Here is a 22,292-nt window from a genome sequence, read left to right as displayed (position 1 = left end):
GAATGTGTTCAAGTTGCTCAGGTCATCTGCGCCGTAGGCCGACAGAACAAGGATTTACGGGGCATCGGCACAGCTTCTGTAGGAGCGATTCGCTCCTACAGAAGAGCAAACCGCACTCAGCTCAGTTCAATGCGATCGGCATGAATCACAATCTGGCCTTGCTTGTAGAGCGCACCAATGGCCTTCTTGAAGTTGCCTTTGCTGACGCCGAACAAGTTGCTGATCACCGCCGGGTCGCTTTTATCGCTGACCGGCAGGCTGCCGTTGTTTTCGCGCAACTTGGCGAGGATCTTCGAGTTGAGGCTGGAAGCCGCTTCCTGGCCGACCGGTTGCAGGCTCAGGCTGATATTGCCGTCGGCGCGGATTTCCTTGATAAAGCCCTTCTCTTCCTTGCCCGGACGCAGGAACTTGAACACTTCGTTCTTGTGGATCAGGCCCCAGTGCTTGTTGTTGATGATCGCCTTGAAGCCCATGTCCGTGGCCTCGGCCACCAGCAGGTCGACTTCCTGGCCAACCTGGTAGTTGGCGGGCGTCTTGTCCAGGTAGCGGTCAAGGCGCGCGGTGGCGGTGATGCGCTTGGTGTGTTTATCGAGATAGACATGCACCACGCAATATTCGCCAGCGGTCATTTGACGCTTTTCTTCCGAATACGGCAGCAACAGATCCTTGGGCAAGCCCCAATCGAGGAAGACACCGATGCTGTTGACTTCCACAACTTTCAAACTGGCAAATTCGCCAACTTGAACTTTTGGTTTTTCAGTGGTGGCGATAAGTTTGTCATCGCTGTCCAGATAAATGAATACGTTCAGCCAGTCTTCATCTTCACTGGGAATATCTTTGGGGATATACCGATTAGGCAAGAGGATTTCACCGTCTTGCGCACCATCCAGGTACAAACCAAAGTTAGTGTGTTTAACCACTTGCAAGCTGTTGTAGCGCCCGACTAAAGCCATTTCCAATACCCTCATTGCGTGGGCGGCATTCTACCCGAGTTGCGTCCGGCACGCGCGCACGCCTGAAAATTCGCGGGTTCGCATGGCATTCTACCGGCACCGCCCCGCTCGTCTGATCAATCGGCTGAATTCCGCCGCGCCGGCGGCGCCCGACAGACCGCGTGGTTTCGAGTTAAAACAGTAAGTTAGAGGCTTATTTCGACGACGAACTTTGCCGGTTTCAGCCAGCGCACCAAATACAAGGGGATATTTACCAAGCAATTGTCAAGCATTTCCTGTACGATGCCTGGCCAAGTTAATTTTCTACAGGTTAGTGGCCGCCATGCGCGTAAAAGCATCCAACAGCAAAGCAAAGCCAGCTCCCGCCGTCGAAACCAGCGAGTCGATCAACAGCCAGATCGCTGCGTTCCTCAAGTCCGGTGGCGAAATCCAGCAGATTGCCAAGGGCGTCAGCGGCCAGACTTTCGGCCCGTCCAAGCAGATCAGCCTGGGCAAGAAGTAAGCTGACCGCGCAACACACCTGGTCCCTAAGCGTCTTGCCAGCAAGGCGCTAGGACTAGAGCCCGAAACACCCCATTGCTTCTCCCGCGACACAAAATCGACCAACGGACCTCACCGCCTGGCATTCGCCGGTATGCTTGCACACGTCTAGCACGGGCATCTGCCTGATACCTTCCGTTACTGCTCCTCGCTTTTCATGGAGTGAAGCATGCTCAAAACCTGTATTTTCCTGATCGCCGCCCTCGCCGCCAGCCCTTTGGCCGAAGCGCAGATTTTCCAGCGCGAATTGGGCGACTTCGATCTGAAACTGGGCACCACGCCCAGCCGCAGCATGGCCCAGGGCCTGGTCAAGCCGACATCGCCGGGCAGCGACGCCTTCCACGGCGGCCTCGACCTGAGCCACGACAGCGGCCTGTACATCGGCCAGTTCTCACCGAACATGGGCCTGTCTTCGGCGAGCAACCTTGAAATCGACTCGTACATGGGGTTCAAACACCCCTTCGACCAGACGCTGGGCTACGAAGTGGGGTTGATCCACTACAGCTATCCCTCGCTCAGCCCCCTTGACAGCCAGGAGTTCTATGGCGGCCTGAACCTGCTGGGCAATCGCTTCGGCGCGTCCTTCAGCAACGACCCCGACCGCCAGGACAGCACCCTGTTCGCCGACCTTGGCGGCACACAGCCGTTCGGCATCGGCGTCAGCATGAAGTACACCACGCATCAACTGGGCAGCCCGGTCTCGGTGGACGGCGGTTCGATCCGCAGTTTCAGCGACTGGTCGGTGCAATTCTCACGGGCGTGGATGGGCGTTGACCTTGACCTGATCTACAGCGACTCCAGCCTCAATGGCGGCGACTGCTCGGCCTACTCCGGACACAATTCGCAATGCGATGGGCTGTTGACCTTGAAGGCAGCGCGGACGTTTTATTGATGGGCTGAACTGTCGCACCCAGCGCGGGTTCACATGCATTAACCCCCTCTGCGCAAGGACCCGCCCATGCTGAGCCGGCTCAACTTTCTGCTGCCATTCGTGATCCTGAGCCTGGTGCTTGGCGGCTGCAACCGCGTGGGTTTGGCCTACCGCAATCTCGACGTGATCATCCCGTGGACCCTCAGTGACTACCTGGACATGAACGCCGGGCAGAAACGCTGGTTCAACGACACCCTCCAGCAACACCTGGCCTGGCATTGCACCACGCAGTTACCGGGTTATCTGGACTGGCTCGACCGCCTGCAACAGATGGTCGACAACCATCAGGTCAGCGACAACGCCTTGCAGAGCCGTACCGACGAAGCCAAACAGGCGGTGAGCGAGATCGCGCGCGCGATCACACCGTCGGCGGTCCGCTTGCTGCGCGGGCTGGACGACCAGCAGGTCAAGGACATGAACGACGCCCTGGCCAAAGACCTGCGCAAGCGCCAGGATGAATACCTGAAACCGCCCCTGCCGCGACAGATCCAGGCGCGTGCCGAGCGCATGAGCAAGCGCCTCGATGCGTGGATCGGGCCGCTCAGCGCCAGCCAGCAGCAACGGGTGGTGGCCTGGTCTGCGGAGCTGGGTGACCAGAACCAACAGTGGATCGGCAACCGCGCCCGCTGGCAGGCGCAGTTCATCGACGCTGTGCAACAACGCCACGCCCCTGACTTTGCGCAGAAAATGCAACAATTGTTGGTGGACCGCGAACGCGCATGGACCCCAGAATATCGGCAGGCCGATGCCCAGACGGAAACAGCCGCGCGCAGCCTGATCGTGGATCTAATGGCGCAAAGCAGCGTACAACAACGCCAGAAATTGACGCACAAAATCGCGGGCGTGCGCAGCGATTTCAAGGCGCTCAAATGCCTCAACGCCGCCGCAGACTAGAACGTGGGAGAAACATCGCGCCCACAGGCCCTTCAGGCAATCGCCGCCTTGGACGCCACGTCGTCGAACGTCGCCGGTTCCAGCGCATCCGCCTGCTCATCGAGCACCTGACGCGGGTGAGCGTGGCCCGGTATCGAGCTGTCGATCAACGCCAGCAATTGGGCTCCTCGTGGCGTCAGGATAAAGTTCTCACCATTACCACCCTCGTCCTCGGGCCGCGACTCGATAAACCCGCGCTTGAGCAACAGCGCCTCGTAATCCGCAGCGGTTTTTTTCAACACATCCAGATTGCCGGTGGACTCGCCCGCCATGACCTTCTCGGCGGCCTCCTGCTCGGCGTACTTACGCGGGGCAAAGCTACCCTCGCCATTCTGCACTTCATGCAACAGCCGTTCGATCAGATCCCAGTTGTAAGTCGTCATCCTGATTCCTCCTGCGGGCCAAAAGGAAATGCAGCCCGTTCAGAGTTGGGACACGTCTCGTCAGCGGCCGTTCAGCCGAATGGACAGGCGTCACTTCTGTGTACTTTCCAGACGTTCGCCGCCTCAACTGGGCGGAAAGAAGCTGCGGCCAAGGCAAAAAATCGCAGGCAAAAAAAATCTATGGTCACCCCCATTTTTGCAATACTGATCAACGGGTGGTGTGGTTGGCTTGCTTAAATCTATCCGGCGTCTGTTTGGGGTATGCCCCAGCGCCACGATGAGAGTCGCGCCTGACGATCCTTAAAAACCGGTCGGCTTCTGAAGCCGATTTTTATGTCAGGATCTTCGCCAGGCCGGTGTGCCGTTCACATCATCTGTTGTTCAGCTATCGCAAAACCTGAAGGGTGAATCGTGGTACTGCAACAACTGCAGGGTCAGGCGTTCAAAGCGTCTGGCCCTGCTTCATATTGCGTATGGCGAGCGGCTATCGCCCAAGCGATACGCGCCAGTTTGTTAGCCAGGGCACAGGCCACGACATTTGAATGTCGTCGACTGAGCAAGGTTTTAACCCAGTCAGCCAGAGCGCCTTTCTGGTGATCCAGCCTCTGCATATAGACCCTGGAACACTGCACCAACAGTTGTCGCAGATGCTTGTCACCCCGCTTGCTGATCCCCAGCAGATTGGCCTTGCCGCCCGTGCTGTACTGCCTGGGCACTAAGCCAACGGAGGCGGCAAAGTCGCGACCGCATCGGTACTGTTTACCATCGCCCATCTCCACAGCCAGCAGGCTGGCGGTGATCGGGCCGACACACGGCATGCTCAGCAAACGACTGCCCAGATCATCGTTGGCCAGTTGGCCCGCCAGTTCTTTATCCAGCGCTTTGATTTGCTCATCCAGATAGACGAAGTGATCGTGCAGGCGCTGCAATAAGACCGTCAGACGAACGGGTAATTCGTGCTCGGCCAAAACGCTCGCCAAACGCTTCATGATGGCCAATCCCTTGGGCAGGCTGATTCCAAACTCCAACAGAAAACCGTGCATCTGATTAGCCGTTTTGGTGCGGTCATGCACCAATGATTCGCGCATCCGATGCAGCACAGACAGGGTTTGCTGGGATTCGGTTTTAGGCGTAACGAAGCGCATGGATGGGCGGGAAGCGGCTTCACAGATCGCCTCAGCGTCGACGAAGTCATTTTTGTTGCCCTTGACGAAGGGCTTAACGAACTGCGGGGAAATCAGCTTGGCCGTGTGTCCCATCGCCATCAGTTGGCGAGCGACAAAATGCGACCCTGCACAGGCCTCCATCACCACGACACAGCTCGGCACATTGCCGAAAAACTGCATCATCTGCGCTCGTGAGCATTTTTTGCGAAACACCTCGCGGCCCGACTTATCCTGGCCGTGCAGGTGGAAAGTATGTTTGCCGAGATCGATACCGATCAGTGCTGACTCGCTCATGATGATGGCCTCCGAAAACAAAACACCCCGTGAAAGCGTAGCCCTCACAGGGTGTTGGGGGTGACCATCTCATTAACCGGACAGCGTCCGGTTTTTTATCGCGGCCCAGCCTTATTCGGCAGCCGGTGCTTCTGGCTTGCGGCGCTTGAGCGGCGCCATGCCGTCCTTGCTGACCAACGACAGGTTGTCGGTCTTCGGCCGGTTGGCGATCTTGCGCTTGGTCGGCGACTTGGCACCGGCCTTCTTCTTGTCACCCTTGCCGTCGACTTTTTTCTTCTTCACGCCTACGGCCTTGCCCGAAGCCTTGACCTTCTTCGGCCCGGTGTAGGTGCCTTTGACTTCCTTGATGGTGCGGCGCTCGAACGACTGCTTGAGATAGCGCTCGATGCTCGACATCAGGTTCCAGTCGCCGTGGCAGATCAGTGAGATCGCCAGGCCATCGTTGCCAGCACGCCCGGTGCGACCGATACGGTGGACGTATTCGTCGCCGCTGCGGGGCATGTCGAAGTTGATGACCATGTCCAGGCCGTCGACGTCCAGGCCGCGCGCGGCGACGTCGGTGGCGACCAGGATCTTCACCCCGCCTTGCTTGAGGCGGTCGATTGCCAGCTTGCGGTCCTTCTGGTCTTTCTCGCCGTGCAGGACGAACGCTTTGTAATCCTGCGCCACCAGGCGGCCGTAGATGCGATCAGCCGCAGCGCGGGTGTTGGTGAACACGATGGCCTTCTGATAGGTCTCGTTGGCCAACAGCCAGTTGAGGATCTGTTCTTTGTGGACGTTATGGTCAGCGGTGATGATCTGCTGGCGCGTGGTCGCGTTCAGGTCGCTGACGTTGTTGACCTGCAGGTGCTCGGGGTTGTTCAGGACCTTGGCAACCATGTCGCGCAGGGTCGAACCGCCGGTGGTGGCGGAGAACAGCATGGTCTGCTGACGATTCACGCACTCGGCCACCAGGCGCTGCACGTCATCGGCAAAGCCCATGTCGAGCATGCGGTCGGCTTCGTCGAGCACCAGCACTTCGACTTCCTTGAGGTCGAGGTTGCCGGCGTTGAGTTGCTCGATCATGCGGCCCGGGGTGCCGATGAGGATGTCCGGGACCTTGCGCAGCATGGCGGCCTGGACCTTGAAGTCTTCGCCACCGGTGATCAGGCCGGACTTGATGAAGGTGAACTGCGAGAAACGTTCGACTTCTTTCAGGGTCTGCTGGGCCAGCTCGCGGGTCGGCAGCAGGATCAGGGTCTTGATGCTGACGCGGACTTTGGCCGGGCCGATCAGGCGGTTAAGAATAGGCAGGACGAAAGCGGCCGTCTTGCCACTCCCGGTTTGAGCCGTCACCCGCAGGTCACGCCCTTCGAGCGCGAGCGGGATGGCCGCTGCCTGCACAGGCGTAGGCTCGACAAATTTAAGCTCGGCCACGGCTTTGAGCAGGCGTTCGTGCAGGGCGAATTGGGAAAACACGGGTGCTACCTCGAAGAAATACAAAATATCAGCTGCATAGGGTAACGGTTTCGAGCGTCCAAACCGAGTTTCTTTACGCGAACAGGGCTAATCAGCTGCTTTTTTGTTAAGGCGTTTGTCTGTAACGCCAATGTAGCTGCTCTTAAATGCTCTAATCGACCGGTCTTGTCTTACAGAAGAATCGGTTTCACCCATGGATATCAAACAGCTCTGGCTCAACGTCAAAGACCTTTGGAATGCCCTCGATGAACACCCGCTGCTGCATTCCAGCCTGGGCTTGCTGGTGTTGTTGGTGGTGGCGCTGTTGCTCGGACGGGTGGCGCGTTACCTCATCCTGCATGCGGTCAAATTGCTCGGCCGGCAACCGGCCCTGCACTGGCTCAACGACCTGCGCCACAACAAAGTCTTCCATCGCCTGGCGCAGATGACCCCGTCGCTGGTGATCCAGTTCGGCCTGCACCTGGTGCCGGACCTGAGCAAGACCGCAACGCTGTTCATCGGCAACGTGGCGTTGGCGTTCACCATCCTGTTCGTGGTGCTGGCCATCAGTGCGCTGCTCAACGCCCTGCTGGACATCTATGCGCGCACCGAACATGCACGTACCCGCTCGATCAAGGGCTATGTGCAGTTGGCGAAGATGATTCTGTTCGTGTTTGGCGCGATCATCATCGTCGCCACCCTGATCGACCGCTCGCCGCTGTTGCTGCTGTCCGGCCTGGGTGCGATGTCGGCGGTTATCTTGTTGGTCTACAAGGACACCTTGCTGTCGTTCGTCGCCAGCGTGCAGTTGACCAGCAACGACATGCTGCGGGTCGGCGACTGGATCGAAATGCCCCAGGTCGGCGCGGACGGTGACGTGGTGGACATCACCTTGCACACGGTCAAGGTGCAGAATTTCGACAAGACCATCGTCTCGATTCCGACCTGGCGCCTGATGTCCGAGTCGTTCAAGAACTGGCGCGGCATGCAGGCGTCAGGCGGGCGTCGGATCAAGCGCAGCCTGTTTATCGATGCCAGCGCCGTGCGCTTCCTGCGCGACGATGAAGAAGTCCGCATGACCCAGGTCCACTTGCTCACCGACTACATCAGCCGCAAGCAGGCCGAACTCAAGGCCTGGAACGAAGCCCAGGGCCAAAGCGCGCAGTTGTCGGCCAACCGCCGGCGCATGACCAACCTCGGCACCTTCCGCGCGTATGCCCTGGCTTACCTGAAAAGCCACCCGGACATCCAGCCGAACATGACCTGCATGGTGCGTCAGATGCAAACCACCGCCCAGGGCGTGCCGCTGGAAATCTACTGCTTCACCCGCACCACGGCGTGGTCGGATTACGAGCGGATTCAAGGGGATATCTTCGACTACCTGCTGGCGGTGCTGCCGGAATTCGGCTTGAGCCTGTATCAACAGCCGAGCGGCACGGACCTGCGCAGCGGGCTGTTCGCAATGACGCAGAACACCACGACCGCCCAAGCGCTGGAGCGCTGACAAGGCAGACGGCGCGGGGCTCGCGTGCCCCTCGCCGGTCGAATCACCACACGCCCCCGCGCCCAATCAGGCCTTGCGCTACAGGCCAGGCCAACTCGGTAAATAACCGAGGAACATGTCTAGTTGCCGCACGCGGCAAAATCAAACCGACGCCGCAACTAAGAAAACTCTACCTATACGTTTAGTGAATTTCACTATTCAGGCACCCGGTTTTTAATCTGTTTTTAGAAAAACCAAAGCTATAGCATCTGGCCATCGAACAACTCTGTGAGAAGGCGTTACTTATGTTATGGACAACTAAGCTTTCAGATGATGCGGCACACTTTGTATTAAGTTCGGATGCGGAAGCATTGACTCATTACTGCGGTGCAACTGCCTTTTCTCAACCTCGCGACTTTTATACCGACAGCCCCTACCAGCGGCCTTCAAGGCCGCAGGACGTGACCGATTCGATTATCAGCAGTTGCCTGACAAGCGAGCAACTCTCACACAGCCAGCATCTTTTGGCGCAACGTTTATTATTGAATATCTATGAGCAAGACTTGGTCTTTTTACCCAAGCCGCCCATGGCGCTGGATCTCAAGGTATTCAAGGAATTTTATGACCCATTGCATGCCGCGTCGGGTAAAAAGATTCGTCCGTTATTGGAGCACTACCTCTATAACTGGCTCAAGGAAGAGGTGCACATCAACGGCCCCTGGTGCCTGGACGCCTTTGTCGCCCACACCGACAAGGTCTTGGACGATGTGGCCCGCTCCGATTCAAAACTCCATGAGGTCCTGACCGCCAGCCGCCATCCCGAACGTGCCGCGCGGTTCTTCATGACGCAATGCGCCGGCGACTTCCTCAGTGAAGCCTCGGCCATGGCGCGCAATGTGCTGGGCAACAGCGGCGTGTACACCAGCGAGCTGTTCAAGATCCTGATCGACGAATACGGCTACGGCATCGACAAGAAAAAGCACAGCACCATTTTTGAAGACATGCTCAAAGACATGGACATGTCCCATCACGTGCATCACTACTGGCAGTTCTATACCCCGGCCTCGCTGTCGCTCACCAACTACTTCCACTACGTGTCGGCCAACCATGGCGAGCTGTTCCGCTATATCGGCGCCATGTACTACACCGAAGCCACACTGGCCCTGACCACCCAGCATCAGTCACGCGCCATCAAGACCATCTTCAACGGCACCGTCTCCACCGAATACTTCGACGAGCACTCACACATCGATGTGCATCACGGAAGAATGGCCCTGCAACGCCTGATCCTGCCGATGATCAAGCAGTTCGGCAACGCGATCATCCCCGACCTTATCCGCGGTTTCGAGGAGTTCCGCTTACTGCAGGACATCGCCGACGAAGAGCTGTATGCCCATATCAAGTGGCATGACGAGCTGGACGAACACCGTGCCCAAGCCAGCGCCCTCCAAGGCCGCAAGCCAGTGGACCTGACGATCACCGAGCCTGAACACGAGCTTTCGGTGCTGCACACCCACCCCAACGACGAGCTGTTCTGGGTCGAGTCCGGCGAACTGGATTTCGTCGCCAGCCCCGAACTGAGCGTGCGCCTCAAGGCCGGGGAAGGCGTGGTGATTCCCAAGGGCATGCTGCATGGCACCCGCGTCGTCAGCCCGTCCTGCACTTACACCGTCACGGCCATTTGAGGACGCCGCCCCATGAAAGCCATCAGCCTGAACCTCAGCCATACCCACTATGTGGCGGTGGAAGGGAAAACCTACTTTCTCAAGCGCCATGCACATTCGACTCAACTGCTGCCGACCGCCTGCCCCCATCGCGGCGGCCCGCTGCACATGGGGGAAGTGACGGGTGACGGGCAAAGCGTGATCTGCCCCTGGCACGACAACGCCTACAAGGTCTGCAACCTGGAAAAGAAGTCGCTGCCCACCGTTCGCGTCAGAAACCAGATCAGCACCGTCATTGGTGACACCGAGCGGTGCGTGCCTCTCCTTAAACTCTCTCGTTACGACTGATGGTGCCCATGAATAATAAATCGACCCTTGCTGCGTTTTATTCGATCGTGACCCTCTTCACCGGCCTGGACATGGCGATTGTGATTGCCATGGTCTGGTTCGGCCTGGAGACCACCGGCTCGACCTTCCTGGTGGGCGCCACCTTATGCGTGGCGACCGTGGTGCCGTATCTGTGCGAGCAGTACATCGGCCGGTTCTTCACCATTGAACTGAGCATGAAACGGCTGTTGTACATTCGCCTGACCGCGTTCGCCGCCGTGCTGGGGCTGTCGTTTACCGACGCGGCGCTGTTGCCGATCGGTTTCCTGGCGATTGCCTTCGTGGTGGGAGTCACCGACTACTTCACCATCAGTACCCTGGAATCGAAAAACACCAAGCTGGTGCTGGCCGGGCTGACCAACAGCGACACCTCGGCGCGCTTGATGCAAACCTCCATCCAGATCGGGGCCTTTGGCGGTGCGCTGCTGGGCGGGGTGATTGTGGATGTGTTCACGGTCAACCAGACCCTGCAGATCATCAGCCTGGGGGCGATCCTGTCGTTGGCGGCGATTCTTTTTGTCGCGGCCACGCCCACCGCCGACGCCACCGAGCAAGTCGCCGACACCCACACGGCGCAGTCCCTACAGTTGCCGCGCAACCTGTACATCCTGATCATCGTGTTGAGCATGATCGGCTTCCATATCGGCGCCTTCAACAGCCTGGTGCCGATCGTGTTCCAGAAGCTCAACGAATGGAACGCCACCCTGTTTGGCGTCGCCAGCGGCCTGGCGGGCCTCGGTGCGTTCAGTGCCGCGGTGCTGCCACGGATCAAGCTCAACAGCTACAGCGCGATCCTGCTGGTGATCCTGGCCGACGTGGCAATCGTCTATTTCCATAACCTCTACGTGATGATGGCCGCCGCTTTCCTGCTGGGTTTCTGCATCAACAGCCTGCGCATCCAATTGCGTAAAACCCTGATCGAGTCGGCGCCCAACGCACGGATCGCCGACGTGATCGCCGCCAAAAGCTCACTCTACTACCTGCTGGTCAGTGGCTCGGCGCCGATGATCCTGACGTTCTTCACCACCACAGGCTTCCTCGGCCTCGAAGGTGCGCGCGTGCTGATGATCGTCTCCGCCGCGCTGTTGGCCGCTGCCGTACTGGCGTGGAACCTCACCCCTGCCGTCGCGGCCACCGCCACCACAAAATAGGAGTACCTGCTTTGGAAACCGTACTGATCGTTGACCCGTTCTCCACAGGTAAACTCTACGCGCCCTTGCTCAAGGCTCAGGGCGTGAGGTGCTTTGCCGTGATTTCCACCGACAGCTTGCCCGCGCATTTCACCGATGACCTGATCAGGGAAAACTTCGAGGCGGTCTACCACTGGGAAGAGGGTTTGCTGGAGATCCTCGAACCGCTGTCACTGAGCGCCGTGATCGCCGGTTGCGAAACCGCGATCTACCTGACCGACTACCTTACCGAAGTCCTGCGCGTTCCCGGCAACAGCCGCGTCACCAGCGACCTGCGTCGCAACAAGTTCTCCATGCAGCACGCCCTGAAAAAACACGGGCTGGCGAACATCGAATCACAACTGCTGAGCTCGCCGACGCGCATTGCAGAGGTGGTTGCCACGCTGGACGACAAGACCACCTACGTGGTCAAGCCGCTCAATTCCGCCGCCACCGAAGGCGTGGTGTTTGCCCAAGGCCGGGCCGGCGTCAAGAGCGCCTTGGACACTGCGGCCTGGCAGCGCAAAAACGACCTGGGGGAAATCAACCTCGGTTTCATCGTGCAGCCGTTCGTGTCGGGCCCGGAATATGTGGTGGATATGGTCGCCTTTGACGGCGTGTACATCATTGCCTCGGTGTGCAGGTACACCAAGGTCCAGAGAAACGGCAGCATGTTTGTCTACGAAAGCCTGGACACCCTCGACCCCCGCGCCGAAGACCTGCAACCGCTGACCGACTATGCCCGCCAGGCGGCCGCGGCGCTGAGCATCGAGGTCGGCCCGATTCATATGGAGATCATCTGGTCTGCCCACGGCCCGGTGATGATTGAAGCCGGCGGCCGCTTGCATGGCGGCATCGCACCGCTGCTGTTTCAACAGGTGTATCACCCGGATTTGCTCTCGCTGGCCATCGACAGCTACCTCGGCCGCCCACGCCCGCGCGCCGATGCGGTCAGCCAGATCAGCCACGGTCGGATCGGGTTCTTCTGCTCCGATGAACAACGCACCTTCGCCACGCCCTCGCCGCAGGCCCTGCAGAGCGTAATGGAGGACGAGGCCTATTGCGGCCACCGCTACTTCATCCGCCCGGGCGACACCACGCCGGTCACGATCGACTTCGCCACCTGCCCGGGGCTGTTCTGGCTGCAACACCTCTCGGCGCCGCAACTGGACATCAGCAGCGCCAATCTACGTAAACAGCTGTGGTGTTAAGACCATGAAAAGTCGTTTGATCATCCGAAAGTCAGCCAGTGATCTGGGCATCAACAACGCGTGCGCGGCGGTTATCGAAGACATTACCGTGTCGGACGACCAGAGCTTCGTCAGTGTCCTGCAAAGCAACCTGAATCACGTTGCGTCCCACCTCAACGAGCTGGACTCCAACGTCATTTACGAAGGCTTTGCCAAGCAACTCAAGAAGCTCGGCTACGAAAACACGGTGAGCGCCAACGAGAAACTGTTGCGGCGCTTCATCGCCAAGGGCGTATACCCCATCAACAACATCGTCGATGCCTATAACGCCGTGGCGATCCGGCATGGGGTCAGCATCGGCGTACACACCTACCACCGGCGGGACGACATCTACGTCATGCGCTCGGAGACGCCCAGGGCTTTCCGCCCACTGTTCGCCAAGAAGGAGATTACGATTCCAGCGGGCGATATCGTCTATACCTGCGGTGACGTGCCCCTGGCGAGTATCGGCAAGGTCGACGCCGACGCCCATGACTTCAGGCTGACGAAGGACTCGTCGAGCCTGCTGGTGGTGGTGCTGGGGCACGACGATACGCCGTTGGCCTTCAACCAGGCCGTCATCGAAGAGTTCGTCGACACCCTGCGCCAGCGAATGCCGGCCTTGAGTCATCACTTTCTCGAGACCGTACACGATCACGCCTGAGGCTGGAACCGCATAGCCGCTGCCAGAACAGCAGCGGCTACCGCCAGGCCTTGAGCACCGGGTTGACCACCACCTCGCGCACATGCTCGATCTTCAGCAGGTTGTCCTTGAACACCATCAGCTCTTCAAAGTTGCGGTATTTGACCTCGAGCATCATGTCGACGTCGCCGAACAGCGAATAAGCCTGAACCACTTCACGGAACTGGTAGATCTTCGGAAACACCAGGTGGCAGTTGCTGCCATTGAGCGTGAGCATCAAAAACGCCGATTGCTGGGCTTCTTCATCGGCGGCGACGTTGATGGTGAAGCCGAGGATAATGCCCTTCTCGATCAGTTTCTGAACCCGCGATTCCACGGCGGTTCGCGACTTGTGAACTTGTCGCGCCAGCTGCGCCAGGCTGACCCGGGAGTCGTCCTTCAAGGCAGCAATGATCTGTTCGTCAACCTTGTCCACTCTGCCGCCCCCACACTTTTCTCTTCTATAACAGACTTTCATTCCCGCTCACGCCTGCCCTGGGCCTATCACCTCGCAGACTGTACGCCAGGCCCGGGCTTTATGCCCAACCGACTGATCCACACTGCCGCCAGAATCACCAAACCGCCCAGGGCCAGGCGGCCCAACGGCTCGTGCTGGTTCCAGATCAACAGGTTCAATAACAGCCCCACCGGCACATGCAGGTTGTTCATCACCGCCAGGGTACCGCCGTTGACCAGGCACGCGCCCTTGTTCCACCAGTACATGCCCAGGGCAGTGCTGACCAGCCCGAGGAACACCAGCACGCCCCATTGCAGCGGCGCTTCGGGGAGGAAATCAGCCTTGCCGAACACCAGGAATGCCGGCAACACCACCAGCAGCGCACCGAGGTAGAAATAACCGAAGCGCCGGTAGTGCGGCAGATCACTGGGGTAGCGCGCCACCAACTGCTTGTACATGACTTGCCCGGCGGCGTAGGTGAAGTTGGCCAGTTGCAGCAGCAGGAAGCCCCCAAGGAAGTGCGGGGTGACTTGATCGAAGCGGATGACCGCCGCACCCGCCACCGCGACCAGCGCGGCGACCAGGGCCCAGGGGTTGAAGCGCCGGTTGAGGGCGTCTTCGATCAGAGTCACATGCAGCGGCGTGAGGATGGTGAACAGCAGCACCTCGGGTACCGTGAGCACGCGAAAGCTCAGGTACAGGCAAACGTAGGTCACGCCAAATTGCAGCGCACCGATGACCAGCATGCCGCGCATGAAGGTCGGCTGCACCGAGCGCCAGCGCGTCAGCGGAATGAACACCAGCCCGGCCAGCAGCACGCGCACCAGCACCGCGAAGTAGCTGTCGACGTGACCGGCAAGGTATTCGCCGATCAAGCTGAAGGAAAATGCCTGTATCAGGGTGACAACCAGTAAGTAGCCCATGCGCGCCTCGTATCGAATGGGCGGGACATTAAAGGTTTTCGGCGGCTCACGAAACTCGGCGCAAAAAAAACCCGACCTCGCGATAGCGGCAGTCGGGCAGGAGCACTCAGGAGCAACAAGTGCAAAGGGAGGTTTTTACGCGGACTTGAAGGGTTTGCGTGGTGAGATATAAACACCGCGCGATTATGTGACGATTAAAGGATCACGCGACTTGCGCCAGCAACGCCTTGGCGTGGTTGATGCCTTTTTCCTGGAAGTCGCCGCTCAGGTTCACCCCTTCGGCGTGAATGAACGTCACGTCATGAATCCCGATGAATGCCATCACCTGACGCAGGTAAGGTTCCTGGTGATCGGAGCTTGCGCCGGTGTGAATCCCGCCCCGGGCGGTGAGCACGATGGCCCGCTTACCGATCAACAAACCCTGGGGGCCGGTGGCGGTGTACTTGAAGGTCACACCTGCACGCAACACGTGATCCAGCCAGGCTTTGAGGGTGCTGGGGATGGCGAAGTTGTACATCGGCGCCGCCATCACCAACACGTCGGCGGCGAGCAATTCATCGGTCAAGGTGTTGGAGCGATCCAGGGATGCCTGTTCGCTGGCGCTGCGCTGATCCGCCGGTTTCATCCAGCCACCGAGCAGGTTGGCGTCCAGGTGCGGAAGCGGGTTGAGCGCCACGTCGCGCACGGTGATCTGATCCGCCGGGTGCGCAGCCTGCCATTGGCTGATGAACTGCCGGGTCAGTTGGCGGGAGATCGAATCCTGCTGGCGGGCGCTGCTTTCGATGATCAGTACGTTGGACATGGCTGCGTAGGCTCCATCTGTAATTGCTGTAAGTCGATGGAGAAAAGATTAACCAGAGCCAATTCGATAAAAAAGCGCAAAAAACTGCTACAACCCATCTAGAAATTTGTTTATAAGCGGAGTATTGCTGTAGGCATGCTCCGCTGTCGCTTTATTTCGGTGCACATTCCAGTGCGATACGCATCTTGATGATCGCGCGGTTGAACTTGACGGTGGTGTTGGTGCTTTTGCCCGCCGGCACGCTGACAGTACGGCGACGGGGTGATTCCGGGCCGTTGGTGAAAGTCACCGAACACAGCGCGTCGCGCGTGCCGTAGTTGTTCAGTTGGATCGAACTGATGTCACCGTCCACGTCGGACGCGGTGTAATCCACGCTCACGCCGTCGATCTTTTTTGTCACATCGATGGGGTAGGCAAACGCACTGAGCGGCAGCAGTGCCAGCACCACACAACACAATTTTCTCATTCGGCAGTCTCCAATAAGGACTGTCAGCTTAGGACAAGAGGAGCTCATCTTGAAAGCGCCCCGCGTTACCCTCGATCAATGGCGCACGTTGCAAGCCGTGGTCGACCATGGCGGCTTCGCCCAGGCGGCCGAAGCGCTGCACCGTTCGCAGTCCTCGGTGAGCTACACCGTGGCCCGCATGCAAGACCAGCTCGGGGTGCCGCTGCTGCGCATCGACGGGCGCAAGGCCGTGCTCACCGACGCTGGCGAAGTGCTGTTGCGCCGCTCCCGGCAGTTGGTGAAAAACGCCAGCCAACTCGAAGACCTCGCCCACCATATGGAACAGGGCTGGGAAGCCGAAGTACGCCTGGTGGTCGATGCCGCCTACCCGAATGCACGCCTGGTGCGCGCCCTGACCGCGTTTATGCCGCAAAGTCGCGGCTGCCGCGTGCGCCTGCGCGAAGAGGTGTTGTCGGGGGTTGAAGAGCTGTTGATCGAAGGCGTGGCCGACCTGGCGATCAGCAGCTTCAACATCCCCGGCTATCTCGGCACGGAGATGAGCAACGTGGAGTTTGTCGCCGTCGCTCACCCCGAGCATGCCTTGCACCGCATGAACCGCGAACTGAGCTTCCAGGACCTGGAAAGCCAGATGCAAGTGGTGATCCGCGACTCCGGGCGCCAGCAGCCGCGCGATGTCGGTTGGCTCGGCGCCGAACAGCGCTGGACCGTCGGCAGCCTCGCCACGGCCGCCAGTTTCGTCGGCAGCGGCCTGGGCTTTGCCTGGTTGCCCCGGCACATGATTGAGCGCGAACTCGCCGAAGGCGTGCTCAAGCAGCTACCCTTGGAGCAGGGTGGCAGCCGTCACCCTACGTTCTACCTGTACTCGAACAAGGACAAACCCTTGGGGCCAGCGACGCAGATCCTCGTGGAGCTGCTGCGCACATTTGACACCGCCCCCCTGGATGCGCCTTTCGCCGCACCGCAGCAAGCCTGAAACGGAGTTCATGCATGGCCTGGTTCGAACATGAAGGGTGCAGCCTGCATTACGAGGAATATGGTCACGGCACCCCGCTGATTCTGATCCACGGCCTGGGCTCCAGCAGCCAGGATTGGGAACTGCAGATTCCGGTGCTGGCCCGGCATTACCGCTTGATCGTGGTGGATGTGCGTGGCCATGGGCGTTCCGACAAACCCCGGGAGCGCTACAGCATCAAAGGTTTCACCCTCGACCTGATCGCCCTGATCGAACACCTGGACCTGCCCGCCGCGCACGTGGTGGGCTTGTCCATGGGCGGCATGATCGCGTTTCAACTGGCGGTGGACGAACCGGCGCGGGTCAAGAGCCTGTGCATCGTCAACAGCGCGCCCGAGGTCAAGGTGCGCAGCGCCGACGATTACTGGCAATGGGCCAAGCGCTGGACCCTGGCACGCGTCCTCAGCCTGGCCACCATCGGCAAGGCCCTGGGCGACCGGCTGTTTCCCAAACCGCAGCAAGCCGACCTGCGCCGCAAGATGGCCGAGCGCTGGGCAAAAAACGACAAACGTGCTTATCTCGCCAGCTTCGATGCAATTGTGGGCTGGGGCGTGCAGGAACGACTTTGCAGAATTACCTGTCCAACCCTGGTCATCAGCGCCGACCACGACTACACCCCTGTGGCGCACAAAGAAATCTATGTAAAACTGCTGCCCGATGCGCGGCTGGTGGTCATCGAAGATTCCCGCCATGCCACACCCTTGGATCAACCCGATGTCTTTAACGCTACCCTGCTCGATTTTCTAAAGACAGTCGAAACCACTACCCAGGATCACTGACCCATGCTGAAAAAAATCGCCTTCTTTGCCGGTTCCGTTCTGTTCGCTGCCAACCTGATGGCCGCCGAGCCCGCCAAGGCGCCCCACGTATTGATCTCCACCACCAACGGCGACATTGAAATCGAACTGGACCCGGTCAAGGCGCCGATCAGTAGCAAGAACTTCCTGGCCTACGTCGACAAGGGCTTCTACACCAACACGATTTTCCACCGTGTGATCCCGGGCTTCATGGTCCAGGGCGGCGGGTTCACCGCGCAGATGGCGCAAAAAGACACCAACCCACCGATCAAGAACGAAGCCAGCAACGGCCTGCATAACGTGCGTGGCACGCTGTCGATGGCCCGCACCTCGAACCCGGATTCGGCCACCAGCCAATTCTTCATCAACGTCGCGGACAATGCCTTCCTCGATCCAGGCCGCGATGCCGGTTATGCCGTGTTCGCCAAAGTGGTCAAAGGCATGGACGTGGTCGACATCATCGTCAACTCGCAGACCACCACCAAACAAGGCATGCAGAACGTGCCAATCGATCCTGTCCTGATCAAGTCGGCCAAGCGCATCGACTGAGGTCCGCAGGTAGTTCCGCGCGGCGCTCACAAGGCGTCGCGCGCCTTTGAACAGGAGAGCCCGCCGGGCGGGCGTCAACCCTAATGCTCTATCGTCGTTTCGAACAACTGATCGATATTTTCCGCGACGCGCCCAGCGCCGCCCCTCCCGATAAAGTCCTGCCTTTCTACCTCTACTACCTGCGTCAGGTGTGGCCGTGTTTCGCCGCGCTGTTGGTGGTGGGCCTGATCGGCGCACTGATCGAAGTCGCGCTGTTCAGCTACCTGAGCCGCATCATCGACCTGGCCCAGGGCACACCGCCCGCGAACTTTTTCCAGATCCACAGCACCGAGCTGATCTGGATGGGCGTGGTCGCCCTGCTGCTGCGCCCGATCTTCGGCGCCCTGCATGACCTGCTGGTCCACCAGACCATCAGCCCCGGCATGACCAGCCTGATCCGTTGGCAAAACCACAGCTACGTGCTCAAGCAGAGCCTGAATTTCTTCCAGAACGACTTCGCCGGGCGCATCGCCCAGCGCATCATGCAAACTGGCAACTCCCTGCGCGATTCCGCCGTGGCGGCCGTGGATGCGATCTGGCATGTGGCGATCTACGCCATCAGTTCCCTGGTGCTGTTTGCCGAAGCCGACTGGCGCCTGATGATCCCGCTGGTGACCTGGATCGTCTGCTACAGCCTGGCATTGCGCTACTTCGTGCCGCGGGTGAAAGCGCGTTCGGTGATTTCCTCCGAGGCGCGCTCCAAGTTGATGGGCCGCATCGTCGATGGCTACACCAACATCACCACCTTGAAGCTGTTCGCGCATACCCAATCCGAGCAGGAATACGCCAAGGAAGCGATCATCGAGCAGACCGAAAAAACCCAGTTGGCCAGCCGCGTGGTGACCAGCATGGACGTGGTGATCACCACCATGAACGGCCTGCTGATCGTCACCACCACCGGCCTGGCCCTGTGGTTGTGGACCCATTCGCTGATTTCCGTAGGCGCGATTGCCCTGGCGACCGGCCTGGTGATTCGCATCGTCAACATGTCCGGCTGGATCATGTGGGTGGTCAATGGCATTTTCGAAAACATTGGCATGGTGCAGGACGGCCTGAAAACCATCGCCCAGCCGCTGGCCGTGGTCGACCGCGACAACGCTCCACGCCTGACCGTGCCCCATGGCGAAGTGCGCTTCGAGCAGGTGGATTTCCACTACGGCAAGAAAAGCGGGATCATTGGCGGCCTGAACCTGACCATTGAGGCCGGTGAAAAAATCGGCCTGATCGGCCCCTCCGGTGCAGGCAAATCGACCCTGGTCAACCTGCTGCTGCGCCTGTACGACCTGCAAGGCGGGCGCATCCTGATCGACGGCCAGAACATCGCCGAGGTCGCCCAGGAAAGCCTGCGCGAACAGATCGGCATGATCACCCAGGACACGTCGCTGCTGCACCGCTCGATCCGCGAGAACCTGTTGTATGGCAAGCCGGACGCCAGCGACGAGGAGCTCTGGGCGGCCATACGCAAGGCGCGTGCCGATGAGTTCATCCCGCAGCTGTCGGACGCCGAAGGCCGCACCGGGCTGGATGCCCATGTGGGCGAGCGCGGCGTGAAACTGTCCGGCGGGCAACGCCAGCGCATCGCCATCGCGCGGGTGCTGCTCAAGGATGCGCCGATCCTGATCATGGACGAAGCCACCTCGGCGCTGGATTCGGAAGTCGAAGCGGCGATCCAGGAAAGCCTGGAAACCCTGATGCAAGGCAAGACGGTGATTGCGATTGCGCACCGGTTGTCGACCATTGCGCGGATGGACCGCCTGGTGGTGCTGGAGAAAGGCCAGATCGCCGAGACCGGCAGCCATGCCCAGTTGCTCGCCCACGGCGGGTTGTATGCGCGGCTGTGGCAGCACCAGACCGGAGGCTTCGTCGGCATCGACTGAAACTGCCGGGCCTACACAACTCAAAAGGTGGGAGGGGCTTGCTCCCACATGGGTGTCCTGGATTTGTGCCGCAACCGTGCTGTACTCAGTGCAGTGCCAAGACGGGCGCTGAAGTAAATCGCAGGGAGCATCACTGATTTACTGATTCGGTAGAGCGATCTATCAAGGACGGGTACATGTCTTTGTTCAAGCGTTCAGTCACAGAAGGTTTAGGTACGTTTTGGCTGGTGCTGGGCGGTTGCGGGAGTGCGGTGTTGGCCGCGGCGTTTCCCGCAGTCGGCATCGGGTTGTTGGGGGTGGCCCTGGCCTTCGGGCTCACGGTACTGACCATGGCGGTCGCCATCGGGCACATCAGCGGTTGTCACCTCAACCCGGCGGTATCGGTGGGGCTGGTCGTGGGCGGCAGGTTTCCGGCCAGGGAGTTACCGGCGTACATCGTTGCCCAGGTCATTGGCGGCATTGTCGCCGCGGCGCTGTTGTATGTGATCGCCAGCGGCAAACCGGGGTTCGAACTGGCGTCAGGCCTGGCCTCCAACGGCTATGGCGAGCATTCGCCTGGCGGCTATTCAATGGCAGCGGGGTTTGTCTGTGAGCTGGTGATGACAGCGATGTTCGTGCTGATCATCCTCGGCGCCACCGACCCGCGTGCCCCGAAGGGCCTCGCCCCCATCGCCATCGGCCTGGCGCTGACCTTGATCCACCTGATCTCGATTCCCGTGACCAACACCTCGGTCAACCCGGCCCGCAGCACGGGACCGGCGCTGATCGTGGGAGGGTGGGCGATCCAGCAATTGTGGATGTTCTGGCTCGCGCCGATCCTCGGCGCGGTGATCGGCGGCGTGGTCTATCGATGGTTGGGCAAGGAGGAGCCGGCCTGAGGCAAAACGGGTTCAGCCCTGCCGATACGGCAGGGCTGCCCTCGCCTCTTCGGCATACGCCAGAATCCCCACCCGCTCGCGCTCCAGGAAGTCTTCGACGGCCGTCTTCAACCCTGGATGACGCAGGTAGTGCCATGACCGGGTGATCACCGGCTCGAACCCACGAATCAATTTATGCTCGCCCTGGGCACCGGCATCGAAGCGCTGCAAGCCGTGGGCGATGGCGTAATCCATACCTTGGTAGAAGCAGGTTTCGAAATGCAGGCGGTCGAATTCCGCCAGGCAGCCCCAGTAACGCCCAAAGAAGCTGTCGCCGCCGATCAAGCTGAACGCCATCGCGACCGGGCGTGTGCCTTGTTTGGCCAGCACCACGCGGATCGCTTCGGGCATGCGTTCGGCCAGCAGGCTGAAAAACGCACGGGTCAGGTACGGCGCCTGGCGGCGCACCGCGTAGGTGTTGGCGTAGCAGGCGTAGACGAAATCCCACTGCGCCTCGCTCAGTTCATGGCCTTGTAACCATTCGAACTCGATGCCCTGCCCCGCCACCTGTTCGCGTTCCTTGCGCATCTGTTTGCGCTTGCGCGAACTCAAGGCGTCAAGGAAGTCCTGGAAATCCCGGTAGCCGCGGTTCTGCCAGTGAAACTGACAGCCCAGGCGCGGCAACCAGCCCGGCTGTCGGGCCAGGGCGTCATCCGCCAGCGGGTCGGTGAAGTTGATATGGGCGCTGGAGAGCCCTTCGATTTCCAGGTAACCGGGCAGGCTGCCGAGCAACTCGAAACCGTCTTCGGCGCTGGCGGCCAACAGGCGCGGGCCGCTGACCGGGCTGAACGGCACGGCGACCAACAGCTTGGGGTAGTAATCGATACCGGCCCGCTCGCAGGCCTGCGCCCAACCGTGGTCGAAGACGTACTCGCCAGAGGAATGCCATTTGCGATAACCGGGCAATGCCGCCACCAGCCGATCACCGTCCCAGTGCAGTAAATGCTCAGGCTGCCAACCCGAATGCGGGCTGAGGCTGGCGCTGTCTTCCAGCGCGCTCAGGAACGCATGTCGCACGAAGGGCTGGGCCTGCGGCACCAGGGCGTCCCAGGCCTGCGGGGCGATTTCGGACAGGCTGTCCAGGCGTTGCAGCGGCATCGGCATCCTCACTACTTCAGGGCGTGAAAGCCTCGCGAGTATCGCTTATCGCCGCTGCCGACACACCTCCAAATCGCCGGACAAGGCTCCAAACCAATAGTTCC

At 59.9% G+C, this 22,292-nt stretch carries 23 protein-coding genes; 14 read left to right on the top strand and 9 right to left on the bottom strand.

Annotated elements, in window-relative coordinates:
- Nucleotides 1-116 precede the first annotated feature (116 nt).
- Entirely contained in the window at nucleotides 117-953 is an 837-nt protein-coding gene (locus tag ACVWZP_RS28945) for a CvfB family protein (protein WP_017845295.1), read from the bottom strand.
- A gap of 322 nt (nucleotides 954-1,275) precedes the next feature.
- Between ACVWZP_RS28945 and ACVWZP_RS28940 the strand changes: the two genes are divergently transcribed.
- From ACVWZP_RS28940 to ACVWZP_RS28930, 3 genes are all read left to right on the top strand, one after another.
- A complete protein-coding gene (locus ACVWZP_RS28940; RefSeq protein ID WP_003193095.1) occupies nucleotides 1,276-1,455 on the top strand; it encodes a hypothetical protein in 180 nt (59 codons plus the stop codon).
- A 207-nt stretch (nucleotides 1,456-1,662) separates the two neighbouring features.
- Nucleotides 1,663-2,385, top strand: a complete 723-nt coding sequence (locus tag ACVWZP_RS28935; protein WP_457370339.1) for a TorF family putative porin — start codon at nucleotides 1,663-1,665, stop codon at nucleotides 2,383-2,385.
- Between the two features lie 66 nt (nucleotides 2,386-2,451).
- Nucleotides 2,452-3,318, top strand: a complete 867-nt coding sequence (locus ACVWZP_RS28930) for a DUF6279 family lipoprotein (protein ID WP_457370338.1) — start codon at nucleotides 2,452-2,454, stop codon at nucleotides 3,316-3,318.
- Nucleotides 3,319-3,350: 32 nt separating this feature from the next.
- On the opposite strand, the gene ACVWZP_RS28925 is transcribed toward ACVWZP_RS28930, so the two are convergent.
- The 3 genes from ACVWZP_RS28925 to ACVWZP_RS28915 all read right to left on the bottom strand — a co-directional run bounded on the left by ACVWZP_RS28925 (nucleotide 3,351) and on the right by ACVWZP_RS28915 (nucleotide 6,658).
- On the bottom strand, nucleotides 3,351-3,740 hold the full coding sequence (locus ACVWZP_RS28925) for a hypothetical protein (RefSeq protein WP_046382471.1): 390 nt from the start codon (nucleotides 3,738-3,740) through the stop codon (nucleotides 3,351-3,353).
- Nucleotides 3,741-4,174: 434 nt separating this feature from the next.
- Complete coding sequence (locus ACVWZP_RS28920) at nucleotides 4,175-5,200, bottom strand: IS110 family RNA-guided transposase (protein WP_079443074.1); 1,026 nt, start codon at nucleotides 5,198-5,200, stop codon at nucleotides 4,175-4,177.
- A 111-nt stretch (nucleotides 5,201-5,311) separates the two neighbouring features.
- The gene (locus ACVWZP_RS28915) at nucleotides 5,312-6,658 is read right to left on the bottom strand and encodes a DEAD/DEAH box helicase (RefSeq protein ID WP_017845291.1); all 1,347 of its coding nucleotides are present in this window, start codon (nucleotides 6,656-6,658) and stop codon (nucleotides 5,312-5,314) included.
- A gap of 193 nt (nucleotides 6,659-6,851) precedes the next feature.
- Between ACVWZP_RS28915 and ACVWZP_RS28910 the strand changes: the two genes are divergently transcribed.
- From ACVWZP_RS28910 to ACVWZP_RS28885, 6 genes are all read left to right on the top strand, one after another.
- A complete protein-coding gene (locus tag ACVWZP_RS28910) occupies nucleotides 6,852-8,141 on the top strand; it encodes a mechanosensitive ion channel family protein (RefSeq protein ID WP_046382470.1) in 1,290 nt (429 codons plus the stop codon).
- A gap of 440 nt (nucleotides 8,142-8,581) precedes the next feature.
- Nucleotides 8,582-9,805 carry an iron-containing redox enzyme family protein gene (locus ACVWZP_RS28905; RefSeq protein WP_241561619.1) on the top strand — a complete coding sequence of 408 codons (1,224 nt, stop codon included), beginning with the start codon at nucleotides 8,582-8,584 and terminating at the stop codon, nucleotides 9,803-9,805.
- A 12-nt stretch (nucleotides 9,806-9,817) separates the two neighbouring features.
- A complete protein-coding gene (locus tag ACVWZP_RS28900; protein ID WP_017845288.1) occupies nucleotides 9,818-10,132 on the top strand; it encodes a Rieske 2Fe-2S domain-containing protein in 315 nt (104 codons plus the stop codon).
- A gap of 8 nt (nucleotides 10,133-10,140) precedes the next feature.
- Nucleotides 10,141-11,322 carry an MFS transporter gene (locus ACVWZP_RS28895; RefSeq protein WP_017845287.1) on the top strand — a complete coding sequence of 394 codons (1,182 nt, stop codon included), beginning with the start codon at nucleotides 10,141-10,143 and terminating at the stop codon, nucleotides 11,320-11,322.
- Nucleotides 11,323-11,333: 11 nt separating this feature from the next.
- Entirely contained in the window at nucleotides 11,334-12,551 is a 1,218-nt protein-coding gene (locus ACVWZP_RS28890; RefSeq protein WP_079444485.1) for an ATP-grasp domain-containing protein, read from the top strand.
- A gap of 4 nt (nucleotides 12,552-12,555) precedes the next feature.
- Nucleotides 12,556-13,233: a phenylalanine--tRNA ligase beta subunit-related protein gene (locus ACVWZP_RS28885; RefSeq protein WP_457370337.1), complete on the top strand. Its 678-nt coding sequence runs from the start codon at nucleotides 12,556-12,558 to the stop codon at nucleotides 13,231-13,233.
- 37 nt (nucleotides 13,234-13,270) lie between these two features.
- Here ACVWZP_RS28885 and ACVWZP_RS28880 read toward each other — a convergent pair whose 3' ends face one another.
- The 4 genes from ACVWZP_RS28880 to ACVWZP_RS28865 form a co-directional block, all read right to left on the bottom strand.
- A complete protein-coding gene (locus ACVWZP_RS28880; RefSeq protein ID WP_017845284.1) occupies nucleotides 13,271-13,687 on the bottom strand; it encodes an Lrp/AsnC family transcriptional regulator in 417 nt (138 codons plus the stop codon).
- 68 nt (nucleotides 13,688-13,755) lie between these two features.
- Nucleotides 13,756-14,631, bottom strand: coding sequence for a carboxylate/amino acid/amine transporter (locus tag ACVWZP_RS28875; RefSeq protein WP_017845283.1), 876 nt, complete (start codon nucleotides 14,629-14,631; stop codon nucleotides 13,756-13,758).
- A gap of 202 nt (nucleotides 14,632-14,833) precedes the next feature.
- Nucleotides 14,834-15,433: an FMN-dependent NADH-azoreductase gene (locus tag ACVWZP_RS28870; RefSeq protein WP_017845282.1), complete on the bottom strand. Its 600-nt coding sequence runs from the start codon at nucleotides 15,431-15,433 to the stop codon at nucleotides 14,834-14,836.
- A gap of 151 nt (nucleotides 15,434-15,584) precedes the next feature.
- Nucleotides 15,585-15,899, bottom strand: coding sequence for a hypothetical protein (locus tag ACVWZP_RS28865; RefSeq protein WP_026139816.1), 315 nt, complete (start codon nucleotides 15,897-15,899; stop codon nucleotides 15,585-15,587).
- A 49-nt stretch (nucleotides 15,900-15,948) separates the two neighbouring features.
- Between ACVWZP_RS28865 and ACVWZP_RS28860 the strand changes: the two genes are divergently transcribed.
- The 5 genes from ACVWZP_RS28860 to aqpZ all read left to right on the top strand — a co-directional run bounded on the left by ACVWZP_RS28860 (nucleotide 15,949) and on the right by aqpZ (nucleotide 21,051).
- On the top strand, nucleotides 15,949-16,872 hold the full coding sequence (locus ACVWZP_RS28860) for a LysR family transcriptional regulator (RefSeq protein WP_017845280.1): 924 nt from the start codon (nucleotides 15,949-15,951) through the stop codon (nucleotides 16,870-16,872).
- 14 nt (nucleotides 16,873-16,886) lie between these two features.
- Nucleotides 16,887-17,690, top strand: a complete 804-nt coding sequence (locus tag ACVWZP_RS28855) for an alpha/beta fold hydrolase (protein ID WP_256822723.1) — start codon at nucleotides 16,887-16,889, stop codon at nucleotides 17,688-17,690.
- Between the two features lie 3 nt (nucleotides 17,691-17,693).
- The gene (locus tag ACVWZP_RS28850; RefSeq protein ID WP_017845278.1) at nucleotides 17,694-18,257 is read left to right on the top strand and encodes a peptidylprolyl isomerase A; all 564 of its coding nucleotides are present in this window, start codon (nucleotides 17,694-17,696) and stop codon (nucleotides 18,255-18,257) included.
- Between the two features lie 83 nt (nucleotides 18,258-18,340).
- Nucleotides 18,341-20,173 carry an ABC transporter ATP-binding protein gene (locus ACVWZP_RS28845; protein ID WP_046382464.1) on the top strand — a complete coding sequence of 611 codons (1,833 nt, stop codon included), beginning with the start codon at nucleotides 18,341-18,343 and terminating at the stop codon, nucleotides 20,171-20,173.
- A gap of 176 nt (nucleotides 20,174-20,349) precedes the next feature.
- Nucleotides 20,350-21,051, top strand: coding sequence for an aquaporin Z (gene aqpZ, locus ACVWZP_RS28840; RefSeq protein WP_046382463.1), 702 nt, complete (start codon nucleotides 20,350-20,352; stop codon nucleotides 21,049-21,051).
- 12 nt (nucleotides 21,052-21,063) lie between these two features.
- Here the strand turns inward: aqpZ and ACVWZP_RS28835 are convergent, their stop codons facing one another.
- Nucleotides 21,064-22,188 (bottom strand): GNAT family N-acetyltransferase, encoded by a 1,125-nt coding sequence (locus ACVWZP_RS28835; RefSeq protein ID WP_108524727.1) that lies wholly within the window; start codon nucleotides 22,186-22,188, stop codon nucleotides 21,064-21,066.
- Nucleotides 22,189-22,292 lie beyond the last annotated feature (104 nt).

The organism is Pseudomonas sp. TE36184 (genome assembly GCF_054060055.1).
Note: the sequence above shows the minus strand (reverse complement) of the source record. Positions and strands in the feature narration are given on the sequence as shown.

Coding starts and splice junctions, on each gene's coding strand:
- ACVWZP_RS28845 (WP_046382464.1), top strand. CDS start 18,341: ATGCTCTATCGTCGTTTCGAACAACTGATCGATATTTTCCGCGACGCG.
- aqpZ (WP_046382463.1), top strand. CDS start 20,350: ATGTCTTTGTTCAAGCGTTCAGTCACAGAAGGTTTAGGTACGTTTTGG.
- ACVWZP_RS28940 (WP_003193095.1), top strand. CDS start 1,276: ATGCGCGTAAAAGCATCCAACAGCAAAGCAAAGCCAGCTCCCGCCGTC.
- ACVWZP_RS28900 (WP_017845288.1), top strand. CDS start 9,818: ATGAAAGCCATCAGCCTGAACCTCAGCCATACCCACTATGTGGCGGTG.
- ACVWZP_RS28885 (WP_457370337.1), top strand. CDS start 12,556: ATGAAAAGTCGTTTGATCATCCGAAAGTCAGCCAGTGATCTGGGCATC.
- ACVWZP_RS28850 (WP_017845278.1), top strand. CDS start 17,694: ATGCTGAAAAAAATCGCCTTCTTTGCCGGTTCCGTTCTGTTCGCTGCC.
- ACVWZP_RS28870 (WP_017845282.1), bottom strand. CDS start 15,433: ATGTCCAACGTACTGATCATCGAAAGCAGCGCCCGCCAGCAGGATTCG.
- ACVWZP_RS28865 (WP_026139816.1), bottom strand. CDS start 15,899: ATGAGAAAATTGTGTTGTGTGGTGCTGGCACTGCTGCCGCTCAGTGCG.
- ACVWZP_RS28945 (WP_017845295.1), bottom strand. CDS start 953: ATGGCTTTAGTCGGGCGCTACAACAGCTTGCAAGTGGTTAAACACACT.
- ACVWZP_RS28910 (WP_046382470.1), top strand. CDS start 6,852: ATGGATATCAAACAGCTCTGGCTCAACGTCAAAGACCTTTGGAATGCC.
- ACVWZP_RS28935 (WP_457370339.1), top strand. CDS start 1,663: ATGCTCAAAACCTGTATTTTCCTGATCGCCGCCCTCGCCGCCAGCCCT.
- ACVWZP_RS28895 (WP_017845287.1), top strand. CDS start 10,141: ATGAATAATAAATCGACCCTTGCTGCGTTTTATTCGATCGTGACCCTC.
- ACVWZP_RS28835 (WP_108524727.1), bottom strand. CDS start 22,188: ATGCCGCTGCAACGCCTGGACAGCCTGTCCGAAATCGCCCCGCAGGCC.
- ACVWZP_RS28855 (WP_256822723.1), top strand. CDS start 16,887: ATGGCCTGGTTCGAACATGAAGGGTGCAGCCTGCATTACGAGGAATAT.
- ACVWZP_RS28925 (WP_046382471.1), bottom strand. CDS start 3,740: ATGACGACTTACAACTGGGATCTGATCGAACGGCTGTTGCATGAAGTG.
- ACVWZP_RS28930 (WP_457370338.1), top strand. CDS start 2,452: ATGCTGAGCCGGCTCAACTTTCTGCTGCCATTCGTGATCCTGAGCCTG.
- ACVWZP_RS28875 (WP_017845283.1), bottom strand. CDS start 14,631: ATGGGCTACTTACTGGTTGTCACCCTGATACAGGCATTTTCCTTCAGC.
- ACVWZP_RS28920 (WP_079443074.1), bottom strand. CDS start 5,200: ATGAGCGAGTCAGCACTGATCGGTATCGATCTCGGCAAACATACTTTC.